The following is a 25,052-nucleotide window of genomic DNA, read 5'->3' on the forward strand; positions in this document are numbered from 1 at the left end:
TATTTTGAAATGAGTAATACACAAGATATTATAATCGCCGGTTTTGGTGGTCAAGGTATACTTTCAGCTGGAAGGTTACTTGCTTATGCAGGTATGCTGGAAGGAAAACATGTATCATGGCTTCCTTCATATGGCCCCGAAATGAGGGGTGGAACTGCAAATTGCCATGTAGTAATTTCGGATGAGCCAGTAGGTTCACCTATATTGAACAGTGCAACTACCTTGGTTGTAATGAACGGACCTTCATTGGACAAGTTTGAAAGTATGGTAGACAGTGGAGGAGTAATAATTACCGATAGCTCCCTTGTAGACAGAAAAGTTAAAAGGACGGATATAGATGTGTTTGAAATCCCTGCTACGATGATGGCATCAGATATGGGAAATCTGACATATGCGAATATAATCCTTTTGGGAAAACTTATAGCAAAGACCGGTATCATAAAAAAAGAAAATTTTGAGGAAGCACTTAAGAAAGTTCTTCCCAAAAAATACCATGATTTAATACCGGAAGAAATGAAAGCATTGGATTTAGGTATGAATTTCTGATGGAACATAGGAAATAGGCCTTATTTAGGTTGCAGCATAAATTCAGCGAAGTTTTCATTAGTAAGGATGATTCAATATGAATCATCCTTTTATATTTAAAGATGCCAAAAAAATTTTCAATATATTTTTAGTAAATAGTTGTATATTGTAGAACAAAACTTTATATAGTAACTATTGTAATATATGGCAATATCTGCGGACTCTTTTGGGGTTCGCTTTTATTTATTTTGGAGTAAATCTTTAGCTTATACAGAAAAAAATAAAAAGAAGGTATTATACGACGCTGAAATGTATAATATCAAACTATTTCCCAGCAAAAATCAAAAAATGGGAAATAATAGCAAGAATAGTTGACAAACTTAGACAAATTTAGTATACTAACCAAGGGAATATATGTAAAATATGTTAATAAAACAAATATCAGATATTTGTTGGTCGATGTTTTGCGATAAGTATATTCATTATCTAAGAGGTAATATTATCAATTTTTACAGAAATCATAAAACGTTCTGTTTTTGAAATTACACCATACTCACATATGGATATTATGTTTAGGCCTGAGTTCACATGAAGGAGTGATAATTCTTATGAGAAAAGATAGTTTAGAAGAAAATGACACTTGTGGTGAATATAGCAGGGTTTATCTTTATATATGTTCTGTCATTGCGAAAATTACATGCTTAACAGCATTTTTTTATTTCAAGATATTCTGTCACGGTAAAATTGTAAATGAAGAAATCATACGAAGAAACATGGAAAAAGGATTTGTCCTTATAAGCAATCATGTAAGCTATATGGATTGGTTAGTGCTGCGGGGTTATTTTCTTTATTGCCATCAAATAAAAATGATCTTTCTTGCTAAAAACAAGCTATTCCACCATCGTATTTGGAAATATACGGTGATTGGATCAAGGGGTGTAAGGATTTCGGATACAGGTACAAAAATCTACTCACACAAAGAATACAAAAGATATCTGGAAGAGAAGTATGTCGGAGTTTTTCCTGAAGGGACCCGTTCTTTTACAGGGGAAATCAACAATACCCATGGTGGAATTATTAAAATTGCAGCGAAGAAAAATGTTCCAATTATCCCTATTAACCTGGAAGGTTTTTATAATGTGTTACCTAGAGATAAAAAAATTCCGAGGCCATATCCTTGTAGGATTATTGTTGGTAATGAGTGTCGCTTTGATTATGAAAATGTGAGACGGAAAAGTGAAGCAGAGCTTGGAAAATGTGTAGCTGAGATGCTAACTAGTCTTGAATATACAGATATAAGAGAACTAAATACACTTAAAAGCTAGTTGGTTAAAGTGTAAAGCTAAACAGTAATGAATGATAGTTATACATAATAACGTTTTGCAACTTTTATAAACTAAATAATTTATTAGGATTCGGGTGAAAAGGTATGTTGATAAACCAATTCAGGCTTTATGCCGTAATCATTCTGTTAATTTGCATGTTTGTACACTTATTTCCTACTATAATTTTATCCGCAATAAAGAAAGGAAAGGGTGGAAGGCCTATTTGGGCAACTTATTTATCATGGTTCATTATGCTTCCGATATTGTTTGGACCGCTGATTGCCGGAAGAAATGCGTTTATCATTCTTTGCTTTGTCGTATCAATTCTTGGAATTATGGAGTTTGCTCGTCATACGGTACTCAGAGATGATAAATTATCTAAACTGATAATTTCTTTTTGTTTATGCATACTTTACATAACTGTATTCTTAAACAAAAGTGAACTCCTTTTATGCTTATATTTTCTATCGTATGTACTGATAATATTTTACTACCTGCTGCGGCAGGAACCGGAAAAAGGACTGGACAGACTGCTATTGTCATTGCTGCTCTTTACATTTTGCGGGGTATTTTTTATTTTTCTTCCGCTTCTATATAATGAAAGGAGCGGTAAGGAATTCCTGTTTATTTATTTCCTGCTCTTAATAAACAATGATGCTTTCGGGTATATTTTTGGAACCATATTCGGAAAACACCGGCTTATTCCAAAGGTATCTCCGAATAAGACAGTGGAAGGTTTTATTGTGGGTATTTGTGCAACTGTGCTAATAGGACTTGTCCTTCGTCATTATCTCGTTCCTGGATATCCTATCGGCTATTTTCTGATATTATGCATTATTCTTTCATTGGGAGGCATTACGGGCGATTTAGTAATGTCGATGTTTAAAAGAAGCCTAAAACTCAAGGATTTCGGCAACTTGATTCCTGGGCATGGGGGTATATTGGACCGGTTAGATTCTCTTTTGTTTATAGCTCCGGTTTTTTACTTTTACATAGTTAACTTGCATTAAAGAATTCATAACAAGTTTATAAAAATAAAGTTAATAAATAAATAGGAGGAAGATATGAATAAGATAGTTTTAGTAGGCAGTAAGATTTTCTACCATACTATAGGGAGACTAAGTACAGGTGTTAACATGACCCTAAAAGAGGGATTAACAGCCGGAAAGGTTCTGGATTATATCTATGAGAATGAACCTAGGGGCAAAACATTCATAGGGCGCAAAATTGATAAAAATTATCTGAATCATGTTGGGTGGGAAGCAGTAAGGGTAAGAAAAAGGAATATTGAAATACTGATTAAAGAAGCTATAAAAATGGCAAAAAAGGAAAAGAGAAAAATAAAAATTGTTGATATAGCATGTGGATATGCATCATATCTGTTTTCAGTATTAAAAGAACTTAATGATACGGATATTTCGGTATATTGTTACGATATTGAACCACGCTGGGTAAAAGCAGGAAATGATAAAGCGGCTGCATTGAAAATTAAAAACATAAAATTTCAACAAGGGGATATGCTTAATGAAGCATTCGCATCCAAACAATTAAGTGATGCCGATATTGTGATTTCATCAGGGTTTTATGACTGGCTTGTTGAGGATGATACTGTTATACATTCTATGAAAATAATTAAAAATGCTGCAGCGCCGGGTGCCAATTTTGTTCTATCTTATCAGATGGATCATCCTTGTCTGGATTTGGCACAATACGCATTTAGCAGTTTTACCGGGGATCCCTTGAAAATGAAAATGAGAAGTAAATCTGAAATGGGCAAAATGCTTGAAAAAGCCGGGGTTAATCTGATTAGTGAAAAATCGGATAAGTATGAATACTATAATACGGTTTTAGCGAGGTGCTAATATGGATATAGGCTTATATAATGCAAAATACCCGTTCAGAAAGTTCATATCGGGTATCTTGCGTTATACAAAAAATATTTCTCCAAATACTATCTCTGTGAGCATGCTGCCTGTGGGTGTATTTACCGGTTTATGCTACTATTATGCAGATGAGTACCCTGGTTTGCTGATGCTTGGGGCGATACTGATTTTTGTCAGGATGATTCTCGGTACACTTGACGGCTTAGTGGCTGTTACCTATAACAAATGTTCCCCTGAGGGAGAAATTGTGAATAGAATCACTCCGGAATTATGTGATGTAATTCTCATTGTGGCTATAGTTTTAAAGCAAAATGATTCTAGTGGCTTGGGATTCTGGGTGTTGGCAATGGCTTGGATTACGAGTTTTGCAGGACTTGTTGGACTTACAGGCAAAAAACCAATTCAAAGTGTCGGCCCGGTAGGACAGACAGATAGAATTACGGTTCTTATGTTTCTCTCGGTATTTGGTTTTATTGCTTATCTATTAGGGTATAGCTTGCCCGTTTTAAGATGGTTTATCTGGTGGTGTATTGGCGGCGGTATTATTACCATAACTATCAGATTTTATCGGAACTTATCTGTTTCAAAAAATGATAAGAATATTTCTAATAGTGCAAAGAAAAATATGTGAGGTACGGCATGAAAGATTTTAGTCCGGAAATGAATCATTTTGATCGCCAGTTTAAACTAAAGAAAAATACAAAATTTTTAAATCATGCAGCGACAAATCCCATTACGAAGGAAGCTTCCATAATAATGCGGAAGATAGCCCGCCAGGCAATGGACCCGATGGATGAGCATCTTGTTGATTGGTTGGGTATGATTGAACAGGCAAGAAGACAGACTGCAAATCTTTTAAAGGCCAGTGCAGATGAAATAGCTTTTGTTCAGAGTACTTCAGCCGGTTTATCGCTAATTGCCAATATGATTCCCTTTAAAAATGGGGATGTGATTCTATATGATAAAGATGATTTTCCATCCAACCGATTTATTTGGGATTGCATGTGCTACCGTAATGAGATTTCAATACAGGCTGTCGCATTTTCATACACTACAGGAGAAGATTTATTGGAAACATTGTCACAGTACGACATATCGAGAGTGAGAGTAATAAGCCTCAGTGCGGTTTCCTACTATACAGGCTATCGTCATAATCTAAAAGCTATAGGAAAATTTTGTCGTGAAAACGGCATATATTTGTGTGTGGATGCTATTCAGGCTGTTGGGGCTTTAGATATTGATCTGAGTGACTTGTGTGATATTTCATTTCTTGCATGTGGGGGGCAAAAGTGGCTTCATAGTCCTATGGGTAGCGGATTTATCTTTATAAGGAAAAATCTGATGGAAGAAGTTAAGATGCCTATGCTGGGCTGGACCAGTGTCGATAAGGCAGGCTTCTTTCATGCAGAGCATATGAAATGGCTTGAAGGTGCATCAAGGTTTGAAGCGGGTTTTCCAGATGTAAATGTAATAGCCGCGCTTGGAAGAAACATCGAACTGTATAATTCTTTTGACATTAAAAACATAGAAGCTGAAGTAAAGAAACGTGTGAATATGATTCATAAAGCGGCTGAAGGCTGGCCTGTAAAAATTCTTAACACGGATTATCAAAGAAATCCGTCGGGGATAGTTTCTTTTGAGCTAGATTCGAAGGCTTTATCGGAAGAAATTGATAATGCCTTGGAAAAAAGAAATATTGCTGTTACAAGACGGAATAATTACTTTCGGATTGCACCACACTTTCATACAAGGGAAGAGCATATTCTGGAGACAATTGATATTTTTTCAAAATATCTTACAAAAACGAGAACAAGTAGCAAAATAGAGCAAGTGCATGAAACAGCTTCTCTCCCAAAAACAAAGACAGCGGCAGTAGTCGGTGCTTCTGGTGGGTTGGGAGAAGCAGTTGCAGAAGACCTGGCATCGAGGGGTTATGATCTGTATCTAACGGCTAGGGATGAAAAAGCATTGGATGACCTGGCTTTAAGGCTAAAAAAAACCTATCATATCCAGGTTTCAAAACTTAAAGTAAACTTGTCAGACCAGAACGAGGTGGATTATTTATCCAAAACCCTTGCAGGTGCCTCTTTAGATTTCTTTGCATATACTGCCGCTGCATCATCTGCAATAAAAGTCATAGAACAAAGTAATCTGGATGAAAAGCAAATTTTTGATGTAAACTATTTTACACCTGTTCAACTTTGTAAGAGCATTATGCCCGGGATGATCAAACGCAACAGCGGACATCTTTTATTTATTGTCACTGCAGGTGCCCGTAATTCTACTCCGTTGTTCTCAACTTATGCTGCTTCAAAGGGGGCATTATGGTCGTGGGCGGAGAGCCTGGCCAGAGAGTTGAAAGGGTTATCAGTTACATGCACAATAGGAATACCGCCGCATATGAGTTCCGCTACTCAACAAAAATTAGCGAGAAATGCGCTAAGATATAATAGGATTAAAAATACAGAAGATATGGCGTACCCGTCTGTAGTAGCAAAGGATTTGATTAATGCGTCTATAGAAGGACAACCGGTATATGCATCCCGGATCACTAGAATACGACATGCATTTAATGCTCTATTTCCGGGGTATATGCAAAAGATGGTTACTGCGAAGTATGAACCATGAAAATCAAGGTATTCAGCCTAATTTAAAATAGTCTATTCATATTTATATTGGAAAAAGCTGTTGCAGAATTGACTTGATCAGTTTTGCAACAGCTTTTATATTACCAGAACCGTATTATACGTTGAATATCATATCGCCATAAGTAGGTAATGGCCATATGTCAGCATCTACTAATGTTTCAAGCTTATCGGCGACTACTCTTAAGCTGCCCATCTTCTCAAATACATCAAATCTGTAGAAATGAGCCTGTTCATATGTTTCTCCATGCATGCCCTGTGCTTTTTCAACAGAAGATTCAAGAGCTGCAACTTCTTTCTTTAATGAAGAAGCCAAAGAGGATACTTCTGTAAGAAGCTCAGCTTGAGCGCTTATATCTACAGCTAAACCTGTAGATTTGATAGAATTTACAGAATCCGCAAGTTTAGTAGTAAAGTTTATAACTGCAGGCAATATCTGGCGTTTTGCGATCTCTATCATTGATAAAGCCTCTATATTGATTGTCTTTATATAGTGCTCTAGTGAGATTTCATAGCGTGATTGCATTTCTACTCTACTGAGTACACCATGCTTTTCCATAACAGCAAGGTTCTTTTCAGCTATTAAAGCTTTTATGGATTCCACAGTAGTGCTTATATTTGGTAAGCCTCTCTTTTCTGCCTCTGCAACCCACTCATCAGAATAACCGTTACCATTGAATATTACTTTCTTATGATTCTTAACGATGTCCTGAAGTATAGATTGTATTTCAGCATCAAAGTTACTTGCCTTCTCCAGTCTGTTTGATATCTGGTCAAGTATTTCGGCTACTATTGTATTAAGAGTGAAGTTGGCTGCAGCAATTGACTGCGAAGAGCCAACCATTCTGAACTCGAATTTGTTTCCTGTAAATGCAAATGGTGATGTTCTGTTTCTGTCGGTTGTGTCTTTTGGAAGTGCAGGCAAAGTACTTACACCAATCTTCAGGAAACCACCCTGTTTACTGCTTGTCGCTCCACCGTTTTCTATCTGGTCAAGTATGTCGGTAAGCTGATCACCAAGGAAGATGGAAATAATAGCAGGTGGTGCTTCATTAGCTCCAAGTCTGTGGTCATTTCCGGGGCTGGCAGCAGCTACCCTTAAGAGGTCAGCATATTCATCAACAGCTTTGATTGTTGCACAGAGGAATACCAGGAACTGAGCATTATCATGTGGTGTATGACCCGGATCAAGAAGATTCTGACCATCATTTGTACCCAATGACCAGTTATTATGTTTTCCTGATCCATTAACGCCAGCAAATGGCTTTTCATGCAGTAAGCAGACAAGATTGTGTCTTATTGCAATTTTCTGCATTAATTCCATAGTAAGCTGGTTGTGATCTGTAGCAATATTTGTTGTAGTGAATATTGGAGCCAGTTCATGCTGTGCAGGAGCAACCTCGTTATGTTTTGTTTTTGCGGATATTCCTAGTTTCCAGAGTTCTGTATCCAACTCTTTCATGAATGCAGAAATTCTTTCTTTCAGTGTACCGAAGTAGTGATCTTCAAGCTCCTGGCCTTTTGGAGGTTTAGCACCGAAAAGGGTTCTTCCTGTATATATAATATCCTTACGCTGATCGTACTTTTCCTTATCTATAAGAAAGTATTCCTGCTCAGGTCCAACAGTTGTAACAACTCTTGTAGCAGTAGTATTTCCAAAAAGTTTCAATACACGAAGAGCTGATTTGTTTATAGCTTCCATTGATCTTAAAAGAGGAGTTTTCTTATCAAGAGCTTCTCCTGTATATGAACAGAAAGCTGTAGGTATACAGAGTGTATCATCTTTTATGAATGCAGGTGAAGTGCAATCCCAGGCTGTGTAACCTCTTGCTTCGAAAGTGGCTCTAAGACCACCTGAGGGGAAGGATGACGCATCAGGTTCACCTTTAATCAATTCTTTGCCGGAAAACTCAAGAATTACTTTTCCATCGGAAGTTGGGTTGATGAAAGAATCATGTTTTTCAGCTGTAATACCTGTCATTGGTTGGAACCAGTGTGTAAAATGTGTAGCTCCTTTTTCTATTGCCCAGTCTTTCATAGCATTGGCAACTACTTCTGCAACTGCCGGATCGAGTGCCAGACCTTCATCGATTGTCTTTTTCAAAGCTTTATATGTTGCCTTAGGAAGACGTTCCCTCATAACTGAATCGTTAAAAACACTTGAACCGAAAATTTCACTTAATGTACTCATTTTTTTACCCCTTTCTGTAATAAACATATTATTTTAAATAAAAACAAAAATAAAAAAGGCGCATCAAAAAAAATTTGAAACGCCCTTGTTCGTTTAAATTTATTGTTTTTAAAACGCCATTGTTTAAAAAGTTTATTATTCTGTTAACTAAAAGAATTATTATGAAAACACATAACGGTTTTTATATATATTATAGTAACGTGTTTTTAAAAAAAATGCAAGTTTAAAATTTTAAAATTTCATATTTTTTTCCTGCCAAATTTTAAAACCTGTACTTTAACATTGGGAAATAGTAAAATAGAAGGTATAGATACCTTGCTTTATAGAAAGGCGGAAAACTTGAACAACATTAATTTTGTTACCGTTATTATAGTGCTGATACTGATTATACCAGTACTTTCAGGTGCATTTGAATATTTCTCGAGAGACAGGATTCATCGTTTGGTGTTTTCATTGTTTGACAATCTAGAGTTTCTTCTGGGTGTGTTATTGTCTATTTTTCTTGTAAGGAAAATTTTTATAGAGCATTCTGCAGGCTTTTATGCAAAGTTATACAGAATGATTCCTGAGAGTATAAAAAGCACTTTTGCAGGTCAGGATGTTATGACTTATATTGTGCTTGTTCCTTTAGTATTGCTCTTGATTATGGTAATTCTAAGGTTGATAAGCCTGCCACTATATAGGATTTTTTTAGTACCGCTGGCTGACAGGACGTATAGCCTTCTGGAGTCAACAAGTGACATGACAAGAAGGATAATAAGTGCGATATCAAAAATACCAAAGGCTTTTTTTGGAGTCCTTATATTCGGATTGCTGCTAAATTTCTATACCTATTACTTCTATACACCTAAGATCACTGATTGGATGAATGAGTCGCAGGCATATCAATTCCTATATAAAAACGCATTATATCCTGTGCTTAATTCAAATCTTGCAAAGCAAATTCCTGTAATAGTTAATGATTCGTTCAGAAAGACGTTTGACAAGGTTATACCGGTGCCTGACAGTACAAAATCCGATGCAGCAAAAAAGTTTGCCAAGGAGCTTGAAAAGAGAAATATTAAGGTAATTGAGTATTTTAACGGAGTAACACTTGATGAAGCAATCAAATCCAATAATGAAATAGATAGCATGGCAAAAAAAATAGTTGGAGATGAAAAGGACAGCTATAAAAAAGGATACTTAATATATAGATGGATAAGTAAAAACATTAAATACGATTATGAAAAAGCTGAAGCAGTAAGCAAAGATCCCAGAGGGGTTCAGTCGGGGGCAATCAATGCATATGAAACACGGAAAGGTATATGTTTTGATTACTCAAGTTTATATGTGGCTATGTGCCGTGCAGTGGGTCTGAAGGTGAGATTGGTAACAGGACTGGGGTACAGCGGAGTGATGTGGGGAGATCATGCATGGAACCAGGTTTATTCCAGTTCGGAAAAAAGATGGATTGATGTAGATTGTACTTTTGGTGTCAGTGGAAAATATTTCGATAAAAAGGATTTTAATGTAGATCATAAAGATGCTGATATACAAGGGGATTGGTAGTAATCCCCTTGTTATACATATGCTTCGTTTCTTCTTTTATCTGAAAAGTATTCGACATCTTCCGATGTACTACTGGTGTATTTATGATCATGCATGTTATTCACTTCCAGCAAACCTTCGATTCTGTGTATATGACCGTTTTCTGTTTTTATGGGCAAGCCGGTGATTCCTGTATAGTAATGCGTATGGTTATTATAAGATGTAATGCCATAATAATAATGAAAGTGGAATGATGAAAACCCTATAAGATTCTCTGTACAACCCACCATTCTATGAGTATGATTGTCTGAATTTTCGCACTCAAGCTTATATTTGTGAATATGCGGATACATGATTGCCTCCCGGATAAGATGGCAATAGACAGCCATTAAAGCTTGTATATTGCCAGGTTTATATTTAATTTGCGCAGATGCAATTTTTTTATTAGATTATTTTCTTGATAAAATGGAATAAAATTGTTTGTTTCTAATAAATTCAAAGTGGTAAATAAGATGTGAGTTTATTTGATTGACTTAACGGGGTGAAGGTATGTATTACAATATTCTTATTGGCGGTGCAGCAGGGCAGGGCATGGATACTCTTGCCTCCTTACTTGAAAAAATTATTAAACGACAGGGCTTTCATATTTTTACTACAAGGGATTATATGTCCAGAGTACGTGGCGGACATAACTTTATACAGGTGAGATTTGGAAATGAGGTACTAAGGTCACATTGGAATGAATTGGATTGCATAGTTGCACTAAATGAAGAAACTTTAACTATCCATGCCGGCAGACTTAAAAGCGCGGGTCTTATTATATGTGATGAGGAAATTCCTTCACTTGATAGAAGACAAATAAGACTTCCATTAAAAACAGTTGCCAGGACAATAGGAAACAGCAGGATATTAGGAACAGTGGCTTTGGGGGCTGTGCTAAAATCCTTCGGGATAGAAATAGAGAAGAGTAAAGAAGTAATCCAGGGTATATTTGACAGTGAAGACATTATAGCGCAGAACAACTCAGCTTTAATCGAAGGACATAAGCTTGTTAAAGAAAGTTTCAGTATTGAAAGGCAGGAAGAACAAAATAATATTCTTCTCAATGGAAATCAGGCTATAGGACTTGGTGCTATAGCAGCGGGATGTAAATTTTATTCGGCATATCCCATGACACCGTCGACAAGCATTATGGATTATCTGGCTTCGAAGATGTATAAGGCAGAAATTGTAGTAGAGCAGGCGGAGGATGAAATAGCTGCCGTAATGATGGCTATAGGTGCTTCGTATGCGGGTGTCAGAGCTATGACAGGAACCTCCGGCGGAGGTTTTTCTCTAATGGTCGAAGCATTGGGACTGTCAGGAATGATGGAAATACCGCTGGTAATAGCAGAGATTCAAAGGCCTGGGCCTGTTACCGGTCTTCCGACCAGAACAGAACAGAGTGATCTCAAGTTTGTCATATCGGCTTCACAGGGCGAATTCCCTCGTATGGTAATAGCGTTGAAAAACCTTGAAGATGCATTTTATCAGACAGTAAGGGCTTTTAACATTGCCGATAAGTATCAAATACCGGTAATAATTTTAGGCGACCAGTTTCTTGCGGACCATACAACAACAGTGAAACCTTTTCAACTTGACAGGATAGAAAACAACAGGTATTTATGCAGCAATGATTACATAGGTGAAAAGGAATACAAAAGATATGAGATAACCGAAAACGGAATATCTCCAAGAATCATTCCGGGAAAAGTACCAGGGAAAACTGTATTGGCAGATAGTGACGAGCATGATGAATACGGACGCATTACCGAGTCAGCAGAAATAAGAACATCTATGTGTGATAAGAGAATGAGAAAGATGGATTATTTGATAGGGGAATTACAGGAACCGGACTTTATAGGCAATGAAAAATGTGATGTACTGTTGCTTGCATGGGGATCGTTGCATGGCCCGGTATCGGAGGCTGTAAAACTGCTGAATCTTGAAGAAGGTAATAAGTTTGGTGCGCTTGTGTTTGGTGATATATGGCCTCTTCCTACAGTATTATTGAAAGATAAAGCTACAAAAGCTGACAAGATTATCAATATAGAACAAAATGCTACCGGACAGCTTGCATCTGTCATTGCTGAGATTACGGGAATCAGGTGCAGCAGCAGTTTCCTGAAATACGACGGAAGGCAGATATCATCACAGGACATAATGATGTATTTACAAGAAAAGAAATAAATGAGAAAAAGGAATGGGGTTGCAAGAAAAAAGTGGAGGTTAAAGTATGCAGATTAATGATAGCTTCAGAATATGTGAAACTGCATGGTGTCCAGGTTGTGGAGATGTTCAGATACTGGAGGCTCTGAAAAATGCTCTGGAGATTTTAAAAAAGAGACCACATGAAGTGCTTATAGCAGCAGGGATAGGACAGGCGGCAAAGACACCACAATACATCAATACAAACGGCTTTTGTGGCTTGCACGGAAGAGCGCTTCCTCCTGCGGCAGCTGCGAAAATAGCTAATAAAAACCTTACAGTTATAATCAGTACCGGTGACGGGGATTCTTACGGTGAGGGGGGAAACCACTTTATTCATAATATAAGGAGAAATGTTGACATAACACATTTTGTCCATAACAATCAGATTTATGGATTGACAAAAGGTCAGGCTTCACCTACAACGGATGTCGGTCATACGACAGCTATACAGCCAAACGGAACAATAAACAATCCAATGAATCCACTTCTTCTGGCTATAGCTTTGGGTGCGGGTTTTGTTGCCAGGGCTTTCAGTGGAGAAAATGAGCACCTTACAACCATAATGGTTGAGGCAATAAAATATAAAGGTTACGCTTTAGTGGATATTCTGCAGCCATGTATAAGCTTTAATAAAGTTAATACATTCCAATGGTACAGCAAGCGGGTTTATAAATTGGATAGCAGCTATAACTATGCAGATAAACCTGCAGCTATGGCGAAAGCGATGGAATGGGGCGACAGGATTCCGCTCGGAATCCTGTATAAAGAGAATAAAAACACTTATCATGATAAAATAGATTTCTTAAAAGATGGATTGCCGCTTGTAGATAAAGTGACGGATAAAAATATGGTTGGCACCTTTATGGAGGAGTTTGTGTAACAGGATCTGTATCAATTACTACAAAATTCAGTCATAAGCTTCTCCATCATAAGTATAGGGGTTATATCCTGTTCTGTTTTCCCAGTTATCCAAAATAAGCACCCTTGGTCTAGTGATTTTTTGGATAACAGACTTGCTGACATAAGCCTCGTTGCTGTCAGCGATGTAGACATCGCCGCCTACAAGCGCTGCAAATGATTCTTTCAGGTTATCATCACCGTGGGCCGGAATAATTATCTTGGATTTTAATCTTGTGGTTATTTTTCTGCATTCTTCTAATGTCAATTTACCGTTTCCGTCAAACAACTGAAGGATAAGAACATCAGCGCTTGAAATCTTTTTATACATTTCTTCGTCAGGTTCCTGACCCTGCGAGGCGAATTCTGCTATTCTGATTCCATCTATATCAAATACGAAAATATTATTTGTACCTGCCATATCGCCGACATTGTGGTGGCCTGCTATACCTGCTATATTAATGCCTTTGACATTATACTCACCGGGATCGGTAAAAAGTTTATAACTGCCTTTGATTCTCGATACATCACAGTGATCCAAGTGCTGATGGCTTTCAGTCACAATATCCGCTTCAATGTCTTCGTCCATTTCATAGGGATCCGTAATAATGGTTATATCCTTTGAAGTACGTATTCTGAAACTTGTATACGCGGGAGAGTATTTCTTTATCAAAATACCCTCTTTTATGGTATCAGGTAATTTAGAAATGAATTTAAAGGTTTTTGGTTCCGGTTTATTGGAATCGTATACGGGTACTGCTTGTTCAGTGCCTTTCAAACCGGATTCGGTATTTTGTACGGAAGTTGCAGCTGTTTTGCTGAAGGCTTCCTGCGCAGCTGAATCTCCTGTAGTATTTAAGCAGGATGTAAACATAAAAAGTATGGCTAAATAAAGTATTGAAATCGGCAAATATCTTGTTTTCATTCTCTTCTCCTGTCAGATTTCTCCTAGTAAAGTTTTATAGAAGGATTATACCACATGTTTTTGTTATAATAATAGTTACATGTCAAATAATTAGCCAGAACGATACAACTATTATAGTTTAGACCAACCAGCATGAGAGGCTAAATTAATTTCTGAAAAACATAACCAAATATGATACAATATGATATATACTAAAAATGCGGGTAAAAAGATGAAAACAAGAAGAATGACCATTCATAATACAATTAGGGTTTTACCGGTAGCAATTCTGATACTGGCTGCTTTCTATATAGGAATTATTCTCATTGAACCCAAAGAATTAAAGGATTCAGTGGTACAGGTTCAGGATGTGGGAAGCCCACAGTACCATTTTGCCGTCATTGCTCAAAATACGGACGATTCCTTCTGGCAGAGCATAAGGAGTGGTGCTTTTGAGGCTGCAAAAGAGTTTAATGTAGCGGTAGAATTCAACGGTCCAAGGTTTACAAACATTGCTGAAGAACTTCAATACCTTGATATAGCCATAGCATCAAGGGTAGACGGTATTATCACACATGTGCTTGACGAAGAACAGTTTCAGCCTCTCATAGACAAAGCAGAAAAACTAAATATTCCTGTCGTAACAATTGAAAATGATGCTAAAAACAGTAAAAGGGTATCTTATGTAGGAACAAGCGGTTTCAGACTGGGAGTTGAGGGAGGAAGGCTGGTAGTCAAATCCCGTACTAATTCAGCCAGAATAGCAGTCATACTGAACAGTTATGAAAATGACGGGGAAAATGTAATGCAGAACTTAAGGATTGCCGGACTGAAAGATGTAATAAAAAGCTATCCCGATATTAAGATAAGAACCGTGCAAACCTGTAAACCCGGAATTTTCAGTGCTGAGGAGATTACAAAAAATATTCTGAACAACTTTCCCGACGTTGACACTATACTCTGTACAAATTCAAAGGATACACTGGGAGTAGCCCAGGTTATAGTAGATCTTAACAAATTGGGGGATATTGTTATCATAGGCTACGGAAACACTCCTGAAATACTGAGGTATGTAGAAAATAAAGTAATATACGGGACTGTTGCGAGCAATCCTGAGAAAATGGGCTATGAAAGCATAAAAGCGTTATACGAGGTAAAGAAAAACAACAGGACTTCATCATATATAGATACAGGTGTAAACGCAATAACTGCACAAAATGTAGGAGAATATACAGAATCTGAGAAGGAAAAGAAGGAGCAGGGGCTAAAAAAATGATTTCGCTTTTCCGCAGGATATTAAGCAATAACAAAATAGGGAAAAAACTTATAGTATACTTTATGCTTATTACACTCCTTATGGGTGCAACAAGCCTGTATACATATTATAACTCCAGGACGCTTATGACAAAAATGGATACTATGTTTACAAGCAATGTCTATTTAAACGAATTATACGACATTGTCAACAAAGTGGAGACAAGCCTGGAAAACTTTCTGTCCTCGAAGCATTATGAAAGTTTGAAGGAGTATTACCGCTACAGCGAAATACTGCGGGAAAAGTCGCTTGATATGGGAAAGGAAAACTTTACCCAGGAGAGCCGGCTGCTAATAAAAGATATAAGTAACATGATAAACACGTACCTTAATGAAACGGATGCTGCGGTACTTGCGAAGAGGGGAAGAAATATCAATGAGTACATCACCCAGTATTCCGAAGCAAGCAAGGTATACGGATATATTAATTTATATATAAATAAGTTGAATGTACAGCAGCTTCAGGAAAATACAAAAAGGTATATTACTGAGTCCAACAGGCTTCAATTTGTAAAAATGCTTAATATTGCTATTATATTCGGCTCAATACTGTTTAATATCATACTCATTTTGTGGTTTACTCTAAGAATTACAAGACCTATTGTCCTGTTATCAAAATCTGCAAATGAGATTTCAAAAGGGAACTTTGACATAGCAAGTGTGGATGTGGACACAGGTGATGAAATAAGTATAATGGCCGGGGCTTTTAACCGTATGACTGCAAGTCTGAAAGACTACATAAATGAAATAAAAGAAAAGGCGCAACTGGAAGGGCGGTTAAAGGAGCAGGAGATGCAGAACCTCATAATGAAAAACCATTTGAGGGAAGCTGAGATACAAGCGCTTCAGTCGCAAATAAATCCCCACTTCATATTCAATACACTGAATGCGGGAGTTCAGATTGCCATGCTGGAAGGAGCGGATAAGACATCTTTCTTCATAGAAAATGTTGCTATTCTTTTCAGGTATAATATGAGAAAGCTCGATAAGCCCGTAACACTAAAAGATGAAGTAGATAATGTTAATTCGTATATATTCATACTAAAAACACGTTTTGCCGATATGGTTGAGTTTGTTCAGGAAATAGATGAAGATGCTCTCGAGATCGAAATACCCAGGATGATTTTACAGCCTGTAGTTGAAAATGCATTTATTCATGGATTGAGCAGTATGGTAACAGGTGGAAGTATTGCACTGAGGGTGTCAAAAGATGCTGATGCAGTGAAAATTGAGATTGAGGATAATGGAAAAGGCATGAGTGAAGAAACCATAAATACAATAATGGCTAATTCGAAGGAGTTTCAGAGTCCGCAAAATGCAAAAAAAACAGGACATACTACAGGAATCGGAATAAGTAATGTTATTATTCGCCTGAAATTGTTTTACAACTATGAAGACATTGTTAAAATATACAGCAGTCCGGGGCAGGGTACAAAGGTAGAGATAACTATACCGGCAAAAAATGAAGACAGTGATATGAGGGGGGATATTATTGTATAAATTGCTTGTTGCTGATGATGAACAGATTGTTCTGGATTCCATAAGGTATATTATTGATAAGAATTTTGACGGTAATATTTCCGTAAGCACTGCAAGATCAGGCAGGGAAGCTATAGAAGCTGCTGAAACCCTCAAACCGGATATAGTGTTCATGGATATAAGCATGCCTGGAATCAATGGGATAGAGGCCATAAAAGAAATCAAATCAATATACCGTCAGGCAGTATTCATAATAATCACTGCATATGACCAGTTTGATTTTGCCAAGGAAGCAGTAAAATTAGGGGTATATGAATACCTGCTGAAGCCTGTCAATAGAATGAAAATTGTTGAGATAATCAATAAATCAATTGAACTTATAGAAAATGAAAGGGAAAAGAGAAGGAAGGAACTTGAGCTTAAAGAAAGGCTTGAAAGTATAATTCCCATACTTGAAAACGGTTTTATATACTCAATACTGTTCTTTGAAGATAATAGAAGGGAACTCGGATACTATAAGGAGTTTCTTAACATTACCGAAGAATATGGATACATAATGATTATTGAGTTTGGTGAAACCAATGGAGATGGGGTTTTATCAAACAAAATAGGATTTAGTGTCAAGAGTCAGTCTTTCTACCCGTACTTCAGAGATACAATCAAACGTTTCTGTAAATGTATAGTAGGACCTGTTATGCTAAACAGAATTATTGCCTTTGTTATGGAAGACAGCCAGGAAGAAGAGTATGATCATAGGCTTAAAGCTTTAAAAGTTGCAGAGCAGATATACGAAATTATCACAGAAAAAACAGGTGCAGACTTTCAAATAGGTATAGGGAAGAGCTATAAAGGCATTGAAAATCTATGCAGATCCTATGAAGAATCCGTCAAAGCAATAAAAAAGGCTGGAAGCAAGGGTGTTGTGCACTATATGGATTTACCGGCTGAAATAAAAGTGGATACAGCATACATTGCAGAAATGGAAAAGACTATTATTGAGAAGGCATGTTCCGGCGATACGGATCTCTGTCTGCAAGCCTTTAATCAGATATTTGAATGTCTGCAGCTTGACTATGCAGACAACCTTGAACGTATAAGAACAAGGATAATAGAACTGATGGTTCTGATTCACCGCACTGTTGCTGAATATGGAGATGGAGAAGACGGAATTCTGACAGGGTATGACTATATTCATGAAATACTTGACATTAAGGATGCTATGATTCTGAAAGCGTGGTGTAAAGAACGCTTAAAGAACATTTCACACCTTGCAGGAAATATAAGACAAAAAAAACTCAGCAAAATAATTGTTAATGCAAAAAAATTTATAGATGAGAATTACTTCAACGAGATTTCTCTTGACGATGTAGCCAGAGGAGTAAATATAAGCCCTAATTATTTTTGCAAGCTCTTTAAAGATGAGACAGGAGAAAATTACGTTGAATACCTTACTTTTATCAGAATTCAAAAAGCAAAGGAGTTTCTGGAGGAGGGAAAGTATAGTGTCAAAGAAGTATGTTACCAGGTTGGCTACAGTGATCCGAACTATTTCAGCCGGATTTTCAAAAAGGTTACGGGAATCACTCCGACTGAATTCAAGGATAGGACTCAGGAATAAAACAGTATGCACATTTTTGACAGTGGTTTTATTCTCTGCATCATTGTCAGGATGTAGTGAAAATAATCCAAGTATTGAAAAAGGTGTTTCAGTAGGTAATACAAAAAAAATAAAAATAGGTTTTTCTATGGGAACACTTCAGGAAGAAAGATGGCAGCGTGATAGGGATATTTTCGTAGCAAAAGCAAATGAGCTGGGAGCTGAGGTTATTGTCCAAAATGCCAACAACAGCAGTGATGATCAATATAGTCAGGTCAAATACTTGCTTGAGCAGGATATAGACATTCTTGCTGTAGTACCACATGATGCCATATCGGCATCATCCATAGTACAGCTGGCAAAAAAGGAAGGGGTAAAAGTAATCTCATACGACCGTTTGGTTAAAAATGCCGGAGTTGATGTATATATTTCCTTTGATAATGTAAAAGTAGGCGAATTGATGGCAGAATACACTATTGAGAAAGTCCCGAAGGGAAACTATGTAATAATAAATGGTGCTAAAACAGACAATAATACATCATTATTCAATAAGGGATATAAAAAAATACTTGATCCTTATGTGGAAAAAGGAGATATTGATATTGTTTCGGAAATATGGGCTGAAGACTGGGTTCCTGAGGAAGCATACAAATGTATAGAACAGACATTGAAAAAGGGAGAAAGAATAGATGCAGTCATAGCTGGGAATGATACTCTGGCTGCTTCGGCTATTCAGGCATTGGCAGAGAGGAGGCTGGCAGGTAAAGTAGCTGTAGCCGGTCACGATGCGGATCTTGCCGGGTGTCAGAGAGTAGTAGAAGGAACACAGCATATGACCATATACAAACCTATAGATATAATAGCCCAGTCAGCAGCGGTCATTGCAGTTCAGCTGGCAAAGGGTCAGGATATATTATGCAATTCCAAAATAAATGACGGTAAATATGACATTCCTTATTATATGATTAAGCCCATTGCTGTAACCCGTGAAAATATAGTTGAGACTGTAATACAGGATGGATTCCACAAACTGGAAGATGTTTTCCGTAATGTGCCTAAATCCCAATGGCCTAAAGAGCAGTGGGATAGAGAAATTTACGGTGAGGAAAACGCTGTGGACAAGCAGTAATTTATTTATCTGACATAAAATCCCCTTTAAGTAAAGCTGGCGGAATGCTGCAAGCGTGGCATACAGAAAGCTGTACTTAAAAGGGGATTTTTTATGTGAAAAATTTTTGTGCCAGTAGCAAATTATTAATATTAATTTTTTACTACTATATACTCAAAAAAAATATTTGCAGTAATTTATTATTATATTTGATAAATAGGTCTAGTGAAGAAAAATGCTTCCTATAATAGAATGGACGTGTAAAGTGTCTAAGAATATTAAAGGAGGATTTTTTAATGAAAAAGTACTCAAAGCTAGTATCAATTCTAATTGCAGTGTTAATGCTCGCAACTGTATTCACTGCGTGTGGCTCATCTAAGGGAAAGGTTGATGTAGGCATAGTTCTTCCAACGAAAGATGAACCTAGATGGGTTCAGGATGAAACCAGATTTAAAGATGCTTTGAAGAACACAGATTATTCAGTTGAAATTCTTTTCAGCCAGGGATCTTCAGCAAAGGAAAAGGAAAATGTTGATGCTTTGATTGCAAAGGGAATAAAAACACTGATTATTTGTCCTCATGACGGAGCAGCTGCAGCCGCAGCTGTAGAAGCGGCAAAAAAAGAAGGTATAAAAGTAATATCTTATGACAGATTGATTACAAACACAGATGCAGTTGATTACTACGTAACATTTGACAGTATATCAGTAGGTAAAGCTCAGGCTCAGTATTTGGTTGACAATGCCAAGGCTAAGGGAACACCACTTTACCTGTATGCCGGAGCTGCATCAGACAACAATGCATTTCTGTTCTTCGAAGGTGCTTGGACTGTATTACAGCCTAAGATTGCAGACGGAACATTTGTTATCAAAAATTCAAGTGAAGCTGTTGCATTAAAAGATAAAGCACAATTGAGCCGTGACGAAATGAGCAAGATCATTGGACAGGTTACGACAAACTGGGATTTCAATGAAGCAAAGAATAAGGCTGAGGCTCATTTGACAGCTGCTGCTGCGGCAGATAAAGGAGATGTATGCATATTAGCTCCAAACGACGGTACTGCTCGTGCTATAGCAGATGCATTCAAGGCAGACAGTGCAGTCAAGAGCTACATAATTTCCGGGCAAGATGCTGAAAAAGCTTCCATACAGTATATAATTGACGGAAAACAATCCATGACAGTTTTCAAAGATGTACGTACTCTTGTTAAGGATTCAATCGATATGGCGATTGCCTTATTGAAAGATTCCACACCTGAAACATCCGGTGAATACGATAATGGAAAAATCAAGGTTAAAGCAAAGCAGACAGAAGTTATCGTTGTTGACCAGAAAAATGTAAAATCTGCATTAGTTGATTCTGGTTACTACAAAGCAGAAGATTTTCAAGGTTTAAAATAATCACACATTAAATTAGTATAGTCAGAATAGTGATAGCCCAGACTGTCACTATTCTGCTGTTCTGATACAAAGATGCGTGAAAAAAGGGGCGTTTTCCTACTATGATTCAACATATACTGGAAATGAAAAATATTACAAAGGAATTCCCGGGAGTAAAGGCTTTAAGCAATGTAAATTTCAAAGTCAGACGAGGAGAAATCCACTGCCTGGTTGGTGAAAATGGTGCTGGGAAATCAACGCTAATGAAGGTTTTGAGCGGAGTTTATTCCTACGGAACATATTCGGGTGATATTGTCATAAATGGAGAGGTTCAGAAGTATACAAGTGTAAGGGACAGTGAAAAAGCCGGGATAGCCATAATATACCAGGAGCTGGCTTTAGTTCCCGATATGACAGTATATGAAAATATTTTTCTTGGACATGAGATAAAAAAAGGCTCTATTATCGATTGGAATGAGACTATTTCCAAAGCAGGAGAGATGCTTAAAAAAGTAAAGCTTAATGTCAAACCTACAACTCTTATCAAAGAGTTGGGTGTCGGTAAGCAACAGCTGATAGAGATTGCCAAAGCTTTGAGTAAGGATGTTAAATTACTTATTTTGGATGAACCGACAGCAGCATTGAATGAGGATGACAGCGAAAACCTGCTGAAATTGCTGAAGGAATTGAAAGAACAGGGAATTACCTGCATTATGATTTCCCACAAACTGAAGGAAGTTATTTCTATTGCTGATACAGTTACTGTATTGCGTGACGGACAAACAATTTGTTCGCTGGATGCTGAAAAAGGTGAGATATCTGAAAACATAATCATTAAAAATATGGTTGGGCGTGAGATAGACAATATCTATCCTAAGAGGGATTTCAAGCCTTCGGATGAAGTTGTTCTGGAATTGAGAAATTGGAGCGGCTATGATCCTAACCTTGGAAGAGAAATATTGAGGGACATAAATCTGAAAGTAAAAAAGGGAGAAATTGTTGGCATTGCCGGGCTTATGGGTGCAGGAAGGACAGAACTAGCACAGAGTATTTTCGGAAACCCCGGAGGATACCGGTTAAAGGGCGACTTATTCATAAAAGGAAAGAAAAAGGGTCTAAAGCATCCCAGTGATGCGATCAATGAAGGAATTGCATATGTAACAGAGGACAGAAAAGGAAATGGGTTGATACTGATTCAGGATATCAAACAAAACATATCCATGGCCAATTTAAAGTCCATTGCTGAAAACGGCGTGATCAATGCAAATGAAGAAATCAAGGTTGCCAACGAATACAAATCGAATCTGAACATAAAGGCGCCTAGTATTGAACAGAAAGTGGGTAACCTGAGCGGTGGAAACCAGCAGAAAGTTTCATTGGGAAAATGGCTGTTTGCAAAGCCGGATATACTGATACTGGACGAACCTACACGCGGAATTGATGTAGGAGCAAAATATGAAATCTATACTATTATGAATGAGCTGGTAAGAAAAGGTTTGGGGATCATTATGATATCATCTGAGCTACCGGAAGTATTAGGTATGAGCGACAGAATATATGTAGTATCAGAAGGTAAAATTACCGGTGAATTGCCGATAGAAGAAGCCACTCAGGAAAAAATTATGGGTATGGCAACGAATTAGGAGGATCAGCCATGAAATTTTTTAAAGAAGCACAGACCTTGCTTAAGCATAATATCCGTGAATATGGAATGTATATCGCTCTTATTGTAATTATGATAACATTCACTATTACAACCGGCGGATTATTTATTTCATCTAGAAATATCAGTAATTTAATCAATCAGACAGGGTATATTGCAGTACTGGCCATAGGTATGACCCTAGTTATCGTCATAAGACATATAGACTTGTCAGTCGGTTTTCTATCAGGTTTCTTAGGTGCTGTAGCGGCTATAATGCTGACTAAAATAGGTATTCCGGTATATGTTACGTTACCGGCTATACTGCTGATGGGATTGCTAATAGGGTTTTTTAATGGTTTTTTGGTTGCAAAACTGGATATACCGTCTTTTGTGGCATCCCTTGCAGGATGGCTTATCTTCAGAGGATTGCTCCTATGGGTTACTGAAGGAACCGGTACCATTGTAATCAGTGATAAATTCTTTAATGCTATAGGAAATGGGTTTATACCTGATATAGCGGATGTAGGGGATGTACATTTACTTACACTTATACTGGGAGCATTAGCTATCGGATTTTTTGTATGGAGTGAGCTCCGGACCAGAAAAAATAAACAAAAATATAGTTTTGAAGTTACATCTGTGAGTATATTTGTTATAAAATTAATCTTTATTTCAGCTGTAATTGCTTATATCACATGGATACTTGCCGGATACAATGGGCTTTCATGGACAGTAGTAATTGTATTGATTACAGCAGCGATATATCACTTTGTTTCAACAAAAACAGTATTAGGAAGGCATATCTATGCAGTGGGAGGTAATCCTGAAGCAGCTAAGTTAAGTGGAATAAGCGTTAAGAAAATTACTTATGTGGTCTTTTGTTCTATGAGTTTGCTATCAGCATTGTCAGGTATATTATTTGCATCCCGTCTTCAGTCAGCATCTCCCACAGCGGGAACACTTTTTGAACTGGATGCTGTTGCAGCTGCCTATGTAGGCGGCGTATCAGCAGCAGGTGGAGTTGGTAAGATAACGGGCTCTTTAATAGGTGCTTTGGTAATGTCGTCTTTGGTAAGCGGTATGAATCTTATGGGGGTTGGAATCTCGTACCAGTATATAATAAGAGGTGCCGTACTTGTAGCTGCCGTTGTATTTGACGTAGCAACCCGTAAAGCAAGGAGATAATCAGAAAATATAAAACTGTACAATAAGCCTAATATAAAAAGGGTATTTCCATGATTTTGGAAGTACTCTTTTTAATATGCATAATGATTTAGCGTTTTTTCATTTAGTTTGCTCTATATAAAAAAGAAAAATATTGACATTTATTTTTTTAAGAGATAATATATCGTTAGACGATATATCGAGCATGGATATAACGTGCTATGATATAAGAGGTGAAAATAATGAATGGCGATAAACTAATAAAGAAATACCTGCCTTTAACGGAATCTACTTACTATATTTTGCTTTCGCTCGTTGAGCCCCGTCATGGTTACGCTATTATGCAGTATGTGGATAGCCTGAGCAAGGGTAAGATTACGCTTGGGCCAGGAACTTTATACGGTGCACTTAGCAAGCTGCAAAAAGAAGAACTGATAGAAATGACTCTGGCTGACGACAGGAAAAAGTGTTATGTACTTACTGATGTAGGCAAAAAGCTTCTTTTTATGGAGATAAGAAGGTTGGCAGAATTGGTAGAGCACGGAATGGATGTACTTGACAGGTTGGGGGATGGGGAAAATGAGTGACAAATTCAGCAAATTTGTTTCGAAATTCAAGTGGTTTTGGCCCTGGCAGGATGAAATCGAAGAAAAATGGCTTAGAGAAATGTCTTTGAGGGGATATCATTTATTGGGATTCAGATGGCCGGGATTTTATCATTTCTTGAAGGGTGAACCCAAAAACTATGTTTACAGGCTTGACTATAAAGAAGATTTCGATAGGAATATAGAAGAGTATTTAGAATTATTCAATCAATCCGGTTGGGAGTATATTGGCCGTTATATGATGTGGAGATATTTCAGAACAGAAGCATCCGGAGATAAGCTGCCTGATATCTATAGTGACAGTGCTTCCAAAATAAATAGAAACAAAAAAATCTTGGGACTATCTGTTATTGGGGTGATAGCTTTACTCTCTGCAGGATTTATGAATATTAGGATATACTTATTTTCATGCGGAGAAAAGATGAATCTTTATGTCGGTTTACTCGATACAATATTGGGGATTATATTTATACCCGGAACTCTAAAGGTGATTGGAAGAAATAACAAGCTTAAAAAAGAAATATAAAGGAAGCAAAATATCCTGACAATGTATTATTATGTATGTTTTTGACACAGAATAATATAAGTTTCCGGAATAAGAAGTTAATGTCGGG

The 25,052-nt window shown here is 37.2% G+C and carries 21 protein-coding genes; 18 read left to right on the forward strand and 3 right to left on the reverse strand.

What is annotated here, in order from left to right:
• The first annotated feature begins 9 nt into the window (after positions 1-9).
• The 6 genes from N3I35_17000 (at position 10) to N3I35_17025 (ending at position 6,361) form a co-directional block, all read left to right on the forward strand.
• Positions 10-546 carry a 2-oxoacid:acceptor oxidoreductase family protein gene (locus tag N3I35_17000; protein ID MCX8131779.1) on the forward strand — a complete coding sequence of 179 codons (537 nt, stop codon included), beginning with the start codon at positions 10-12 and terminating at the stop codon, positions 544-546.
• Positions 547-1,133: 587 nt separating this feature from the next.
• Positions 1,134-1,850 carry a 1-acyl-sn-glycerol-3-phosphate acyltransferase gene (locus N3I35_17005; protein MCX8131780.1) on the forward strand — a complete coding sequence of 239 codons (717 nt, stop codon included), beginning with the start codon at positions 1,134-1,136 and terminating at the stop codon, positions 1,848-1,850.
• 104 nt (positions 1,851-1,954) lie between these two features.
• On the forward strand, positions 1,955-2,860 hold the full coding sequence (locus tag N3I35_17010; protein ID MCX8131781.1) for a phosphatidate cytidylyltransferase: 906 nt from the start codon (positions 1,955-1,957) through the stop codon (positions 2,858-2,860).
• A 54-nt stretch (positions 2,861-2,914) separates the two neighbouring features.
• Positions 2,915-3,712 carry a class I SAM-dependent methyltransferase family protein gene (locus N3I35_17015; protein ID MCX8131782.1) on the forward strand — a complete coding sequence of 266 codons (798 nt, stop codon included), beginning with the start codon at positions 2,915-2,917 and terminating at the stop codon, positions 3,710-3,712.
• A 1-nt stretch (position 3,713) separates the two neighbouring features.
• Positions 3,714-4,364, forward strand: a complete 651-nt coding sequence (locus N3I35_17020) for a hypothetical protein (protein MCX8131783.1) — start codon at positions 3,714-3,716, stop codon at positions 4,362-4,364.
• Positions 4,365-4,372: 8 nt separating this feature from the next.
• On the forward strand, positions 4,373-6,361 hold the full coding sequence (locus N3I35_17025) for an aminotransferase class V-fold PLP-dependent enzyme (protein ID MCX8131784.1): 1,989 nt from the start codon (positions 4,373-4,375) through the stop codon (positions 6,359-6,361).
• A 114-nt stretch (positions 6,362-6,475) separates the two neighbouring features.
• On the opposite strand, the gene N3I35_17030 is transcribed toward N3I35_17025, so the two are convergent.
• Positions 6,476-8,569 (reverse strand): glutamine synthetase III, encoded by a 2,094-nt coding sequence (locus tag N3I35_17030; protein ID MCX8131785.1) that lies wholly within the window; start codon positions 8,567-8,569, stop codon positions 6,476-6,478.
• Between the two features lie 339 nt (positions 8,570-8,908).
• On the opposite strand from N3I35_17030, the gene N3I35_17035 reads away from it, so the two are divergent.
• A complete protein-coding gene (locus N3I35_17035; GenBank protein MCX8131786.1) occupies positions 8,909-10,117 on the forward strand; it encodes a transglutaminase-like domain-containing protein in 1,209 nt (402 codons plus the stop codon).
• 11 nt (positions 10,118-10,128) lie between these two features.
• Here N3I35_17035 and N3I35_17040 read toward each other — a convergent pair whose 3' ends face one another.
• Entirely contained in the window at positions 10,129-10,449 is a 321-nt protein-coding gene (locus N3I35_17040; protein ID MCX8131787.1) for a YmaF family protein, read from the reverse strand.
• A gap of 196 nt (positions 10,450-10,645) precedes the next feature.
• On the opposite strand from N3I35_17040, the gene N3I35_17045 reads away from it, so the two are divergent.
• The gene (locus tag N3I35_17045; protein ID MCX8131788.1) at positions 10,646-12,325 is read left to right on the forward strand and encodes a 2-oxoacid:acceptor oxidoreductase subunit alpha; all 1,680 of its coding nucleotides are present in this window, start codon (positions 10,646-10,648) and stop codon (positions 12,323-12,325) included.
• Between the two features lie 46 nt (positions 12,326-12,371).
• The gene (locus N3I35_17050; GenBank protein MCX8131789.1) at positions 12,372-13,226 is read left to right on the forward strand and encodes a thiamine pyrophosphate-dependent enzyme; all 855 of its coding nucleotides are present in this window, start codon (positions 12,372-12,374) and stop codon (positions 13,224-13,226) included.
• 27 nt (positions 13,227-13,253) lie between these two features.
• Here N3I35_17050 and N3I35_17055 read toward each other — a convergent pair whose 3' ends face one another.
• On the reverse strand, positions 13,254-14,168 hold the full coding sequence (locus tag N3I35_17055; GenBank protein MCX8131790.1) for an MBL fold metallo-hydrolase: 915 nt from the start codon (positions 14,166-14,168) through the stop codon (positions 13,254-13,256).
• 211 nt (positions 14,169-14,379) lie between these two features.
• On the opposite strand from N3I35_17055, the gene N3I35_17060 reads away from it, so the two are divergent.
• The 9 genes from N3I35_17060 (at position 14,380) to N3I35_17100 (ending at position 24,964) form a co-directional block, all read left to right on the forward strand.
• Complete coding sequence (locus N3I35_17060) at positions 14,380-15,423, forward strand: substrate-binding domain-containing protein (GenBank protein MCX8131791.1); 1,044 nt, start codon at positions 14,380-14,382, stop codon at positions 15,421-15,423.
• Complete coding sequence (locus N3I35_17065) at positions 15,420-16,961, forward strand: sensor histidine kinase (protein MCX8131792.1); 1,542 nt, start codon at positions 15,420-15,422, stop codon at positions 16,959-16,961. The genes N3I35_17060 and N3I35_17065 overlap by 4 nt, the downstream gene beginning before the upstream one ends.
• Positions 16,954-18,558, forward strand: a complete 1,605-nt coding sequence (locus N3I35_17070; protein MCX8131793.1) for a response regulator — start codon at positions 16,954-16,956, stop codon at positions 18,556-18,558. The genes N3I35_17065 and N3I35_17070 overlap by 8 nt, the downstream gene beginning before the upstream one ends.
• Positions 18,443-19,666: a substrate-binding domain-containing protein gene (locus N3I35_17075; protein MCX8131794.1), complete on the forward strand. Its 1,224-nt coding sequence runs from the start codon at positions 18,443-18,445 to the stop codon at positions 19,664-19,666. The genes N3I35_17070 and N3I35_17075 overlap by 116 nt, the downstream gene beginning before the upstream one ends.
• A gap of 275 nt (positions 19,667-19,941) precedes the next feature.
• Entirely contained in the window at positions 19,942-21,045 is a 1,104-nt protein-coding gene (gene chvE, locus N3I35_17080; protein ID MCX8131795.1) for a sugar ABC transporter substrate-binding protein, read from the forward strand.
• A 101-nt stretch (positions 21,046-21,146) separates the two neighbouring features.
• The gene (gene gguA, locus N3I35_17085; GenBank protein MCX8131796.1) at positions 21,147-22,667 is read left to right on the forward strand and encodes a sugar ABC transporter ATP-binding protein; all 1,521 of its coding nucleotides are present in this window, start codon (positions 21,147-21,149) and stop codon (positions 22,665-22,667) included.
• Between the two features lie 11 nt (positions 22,668-22,678).
• Positions 22,679-23,854 carry a sugar ABC transporter permease gene (gguB, locus tag N3I35_17090; protein ID MCX8131797.1) on the forward strand — a complete coding sequence of 392 codons (1,176 nt, stop codon included), beginning with the start codon at positions 22,679-22,681 and terminating at the stop codon, positions 23,852-23,854.
• Positions 23,855-24,075: 221 nt separating this feature from the next.
• Complete coding sequence (locus N3I35_17095; protein MCX8131798.1) at positions 24,076-24,420, forward strand: PadR family transcriptional regulator; 345 nt, start codon at positions 24,076-24,078, stop codon at positions 24,418-24,420.
• Positions 24,413-24,964 carry a DUF2812 domain-containing protein gene (locus N3I35_17100; protein MCX8131799.1) on the forward strand — a complete coding sequence of 184 codons (552 nt, stop codon included), beginning with the start codon at positions 24,413-24,415 and terminating at the stop codon, positions 24,962-24,964. Before N3I35_17095 ends, N3I35_17100 begins: the two co-directional genes overlap by 8 nt.
• The last annotated feature ends 88 nt before the right edge of the window (positions 24,965-25,052 follow it).

Source organism: Clostridia bacterium, assembly GCA_026414765.1.
In the GTDB taxonomy this organism is placed as follows: domain Bacteria; phylum Bacillota; class Clostridia; order Acetivibrionales; family DSM-27016; genus SKW86.

Coding starts and splice junctions, on each gene's coding strand:
- N3I35_17000 (MCX8131779.1), top strand. CDS start 10: ATGAGTAATACACAAGATATTATAATCGCCGGTTTTGGTGGTCAAGGT.
- N3I35_17005 (MCX8131780.1), top strand. CDS start 1,134: ATGAGAAAAGATAGTTTAGAAGAAAATGACACTTGTGGTGAATATAGC.
- N3I35_17010 (MCX8131781.1), top strand. CDS start 1,955: ATGTTGATAAACCAATTCAGGCTTTATGCCGTAATCATTCTGTTAATT.
- N3I35_17015 (MCX8131782.1), top strand. CDS start 2,915: ATGAATAAGATAGTTTTAGTAGGCAGTAAGATTTTCTACCATACTATA.
- N3I35_17020 (MCX8131783.1), top strand. CDS start 3,714: ATGGATATAGGCTTATATAATGCAAAATACCCGTTCAGAAAGTTCATA.
- N3I35_17025 (MCX8131784.1), top strand. CDS start 4,373: ATGAAAGATTTTAGTCCGGAAATGAATCATTTTGATCGCCAGTTTAAA.
- N3I35_17030 (MCX8131785.1), bottom strand. CDS start 8,569: ATGAGTACATTAAGTGAAATTTTCGGTTCAAGTGTTTTTAACGATTCA.
- N3I35_17040 (MCX8131787.1), bottom strand. CDS start 10,449: ATGTATCCGCATATTCACAAATATAAGCTTGAGTGCGAAAATTCAGAC.
- N3I35_17045 (MCX8131788.1), top strand. CDS start 10,646: ATGTATTACAATATTCTTATTGGCGGTGCAGCAGGGCAGGGCATGGAT.
- N3I35_17050 (MCX8131789.1), top strand. CDS start 12,372: ATGCAGATTAATGATAGCTTCAGAATATGTGAAACTGCATGGTGTCCA.
- N3I35_17055 (MCX8131790.1), bottom strand. CDS start 14,168: ATGAAAACAAGATATTTGCCGATTTCAATACTTTATTTAGCCATACTT.
- N3I35_17060 (MCX8131791.1), top strand. CDS start 14,380: ATGAAAACAAGAAGAATGACCATTCATAATACAATTAGGGTTTTACCG.
- N3I35_17065 (MCX8131792.1), top strand. CDS start 15,420: ATGATTTCGCTTTTCCGCAGGATATTAAGCAATAACAAAATAGGGAAA.
- chvE (MCX8131795.1), top strand. CDS start 19,942: ATGAAAAAGTACTCAAAGCTAGTATCAATTCTAATTGCAGTGTTAATG.
- gguA (MCX8131796.1), top strand. CDS start 21,147: ATGATTCAACATATACTGGAAATGAAAAATATTACAAAGGAATTCCCG.
- gguB (MCX8131797.1), top strand. CDS start 22,679: ATGAAATTTTTTAAAGAAGCACAGACCTTGCTTAAGCATAATATCCGT.
- N3I35_17095 (MCX8131798.1), top strand. CDS start 24,076: ATGAATGGCGATAAACTAATAAAGAAATACCTGCCTTTAACGGAATCT.
- N3I35_17100 (MCX8131799.1), top strand. CDS start 24,413: ATGAGTGACAAATTCAGCAAATTTGTTTCGAAATTCAAGTGGTTTTGG.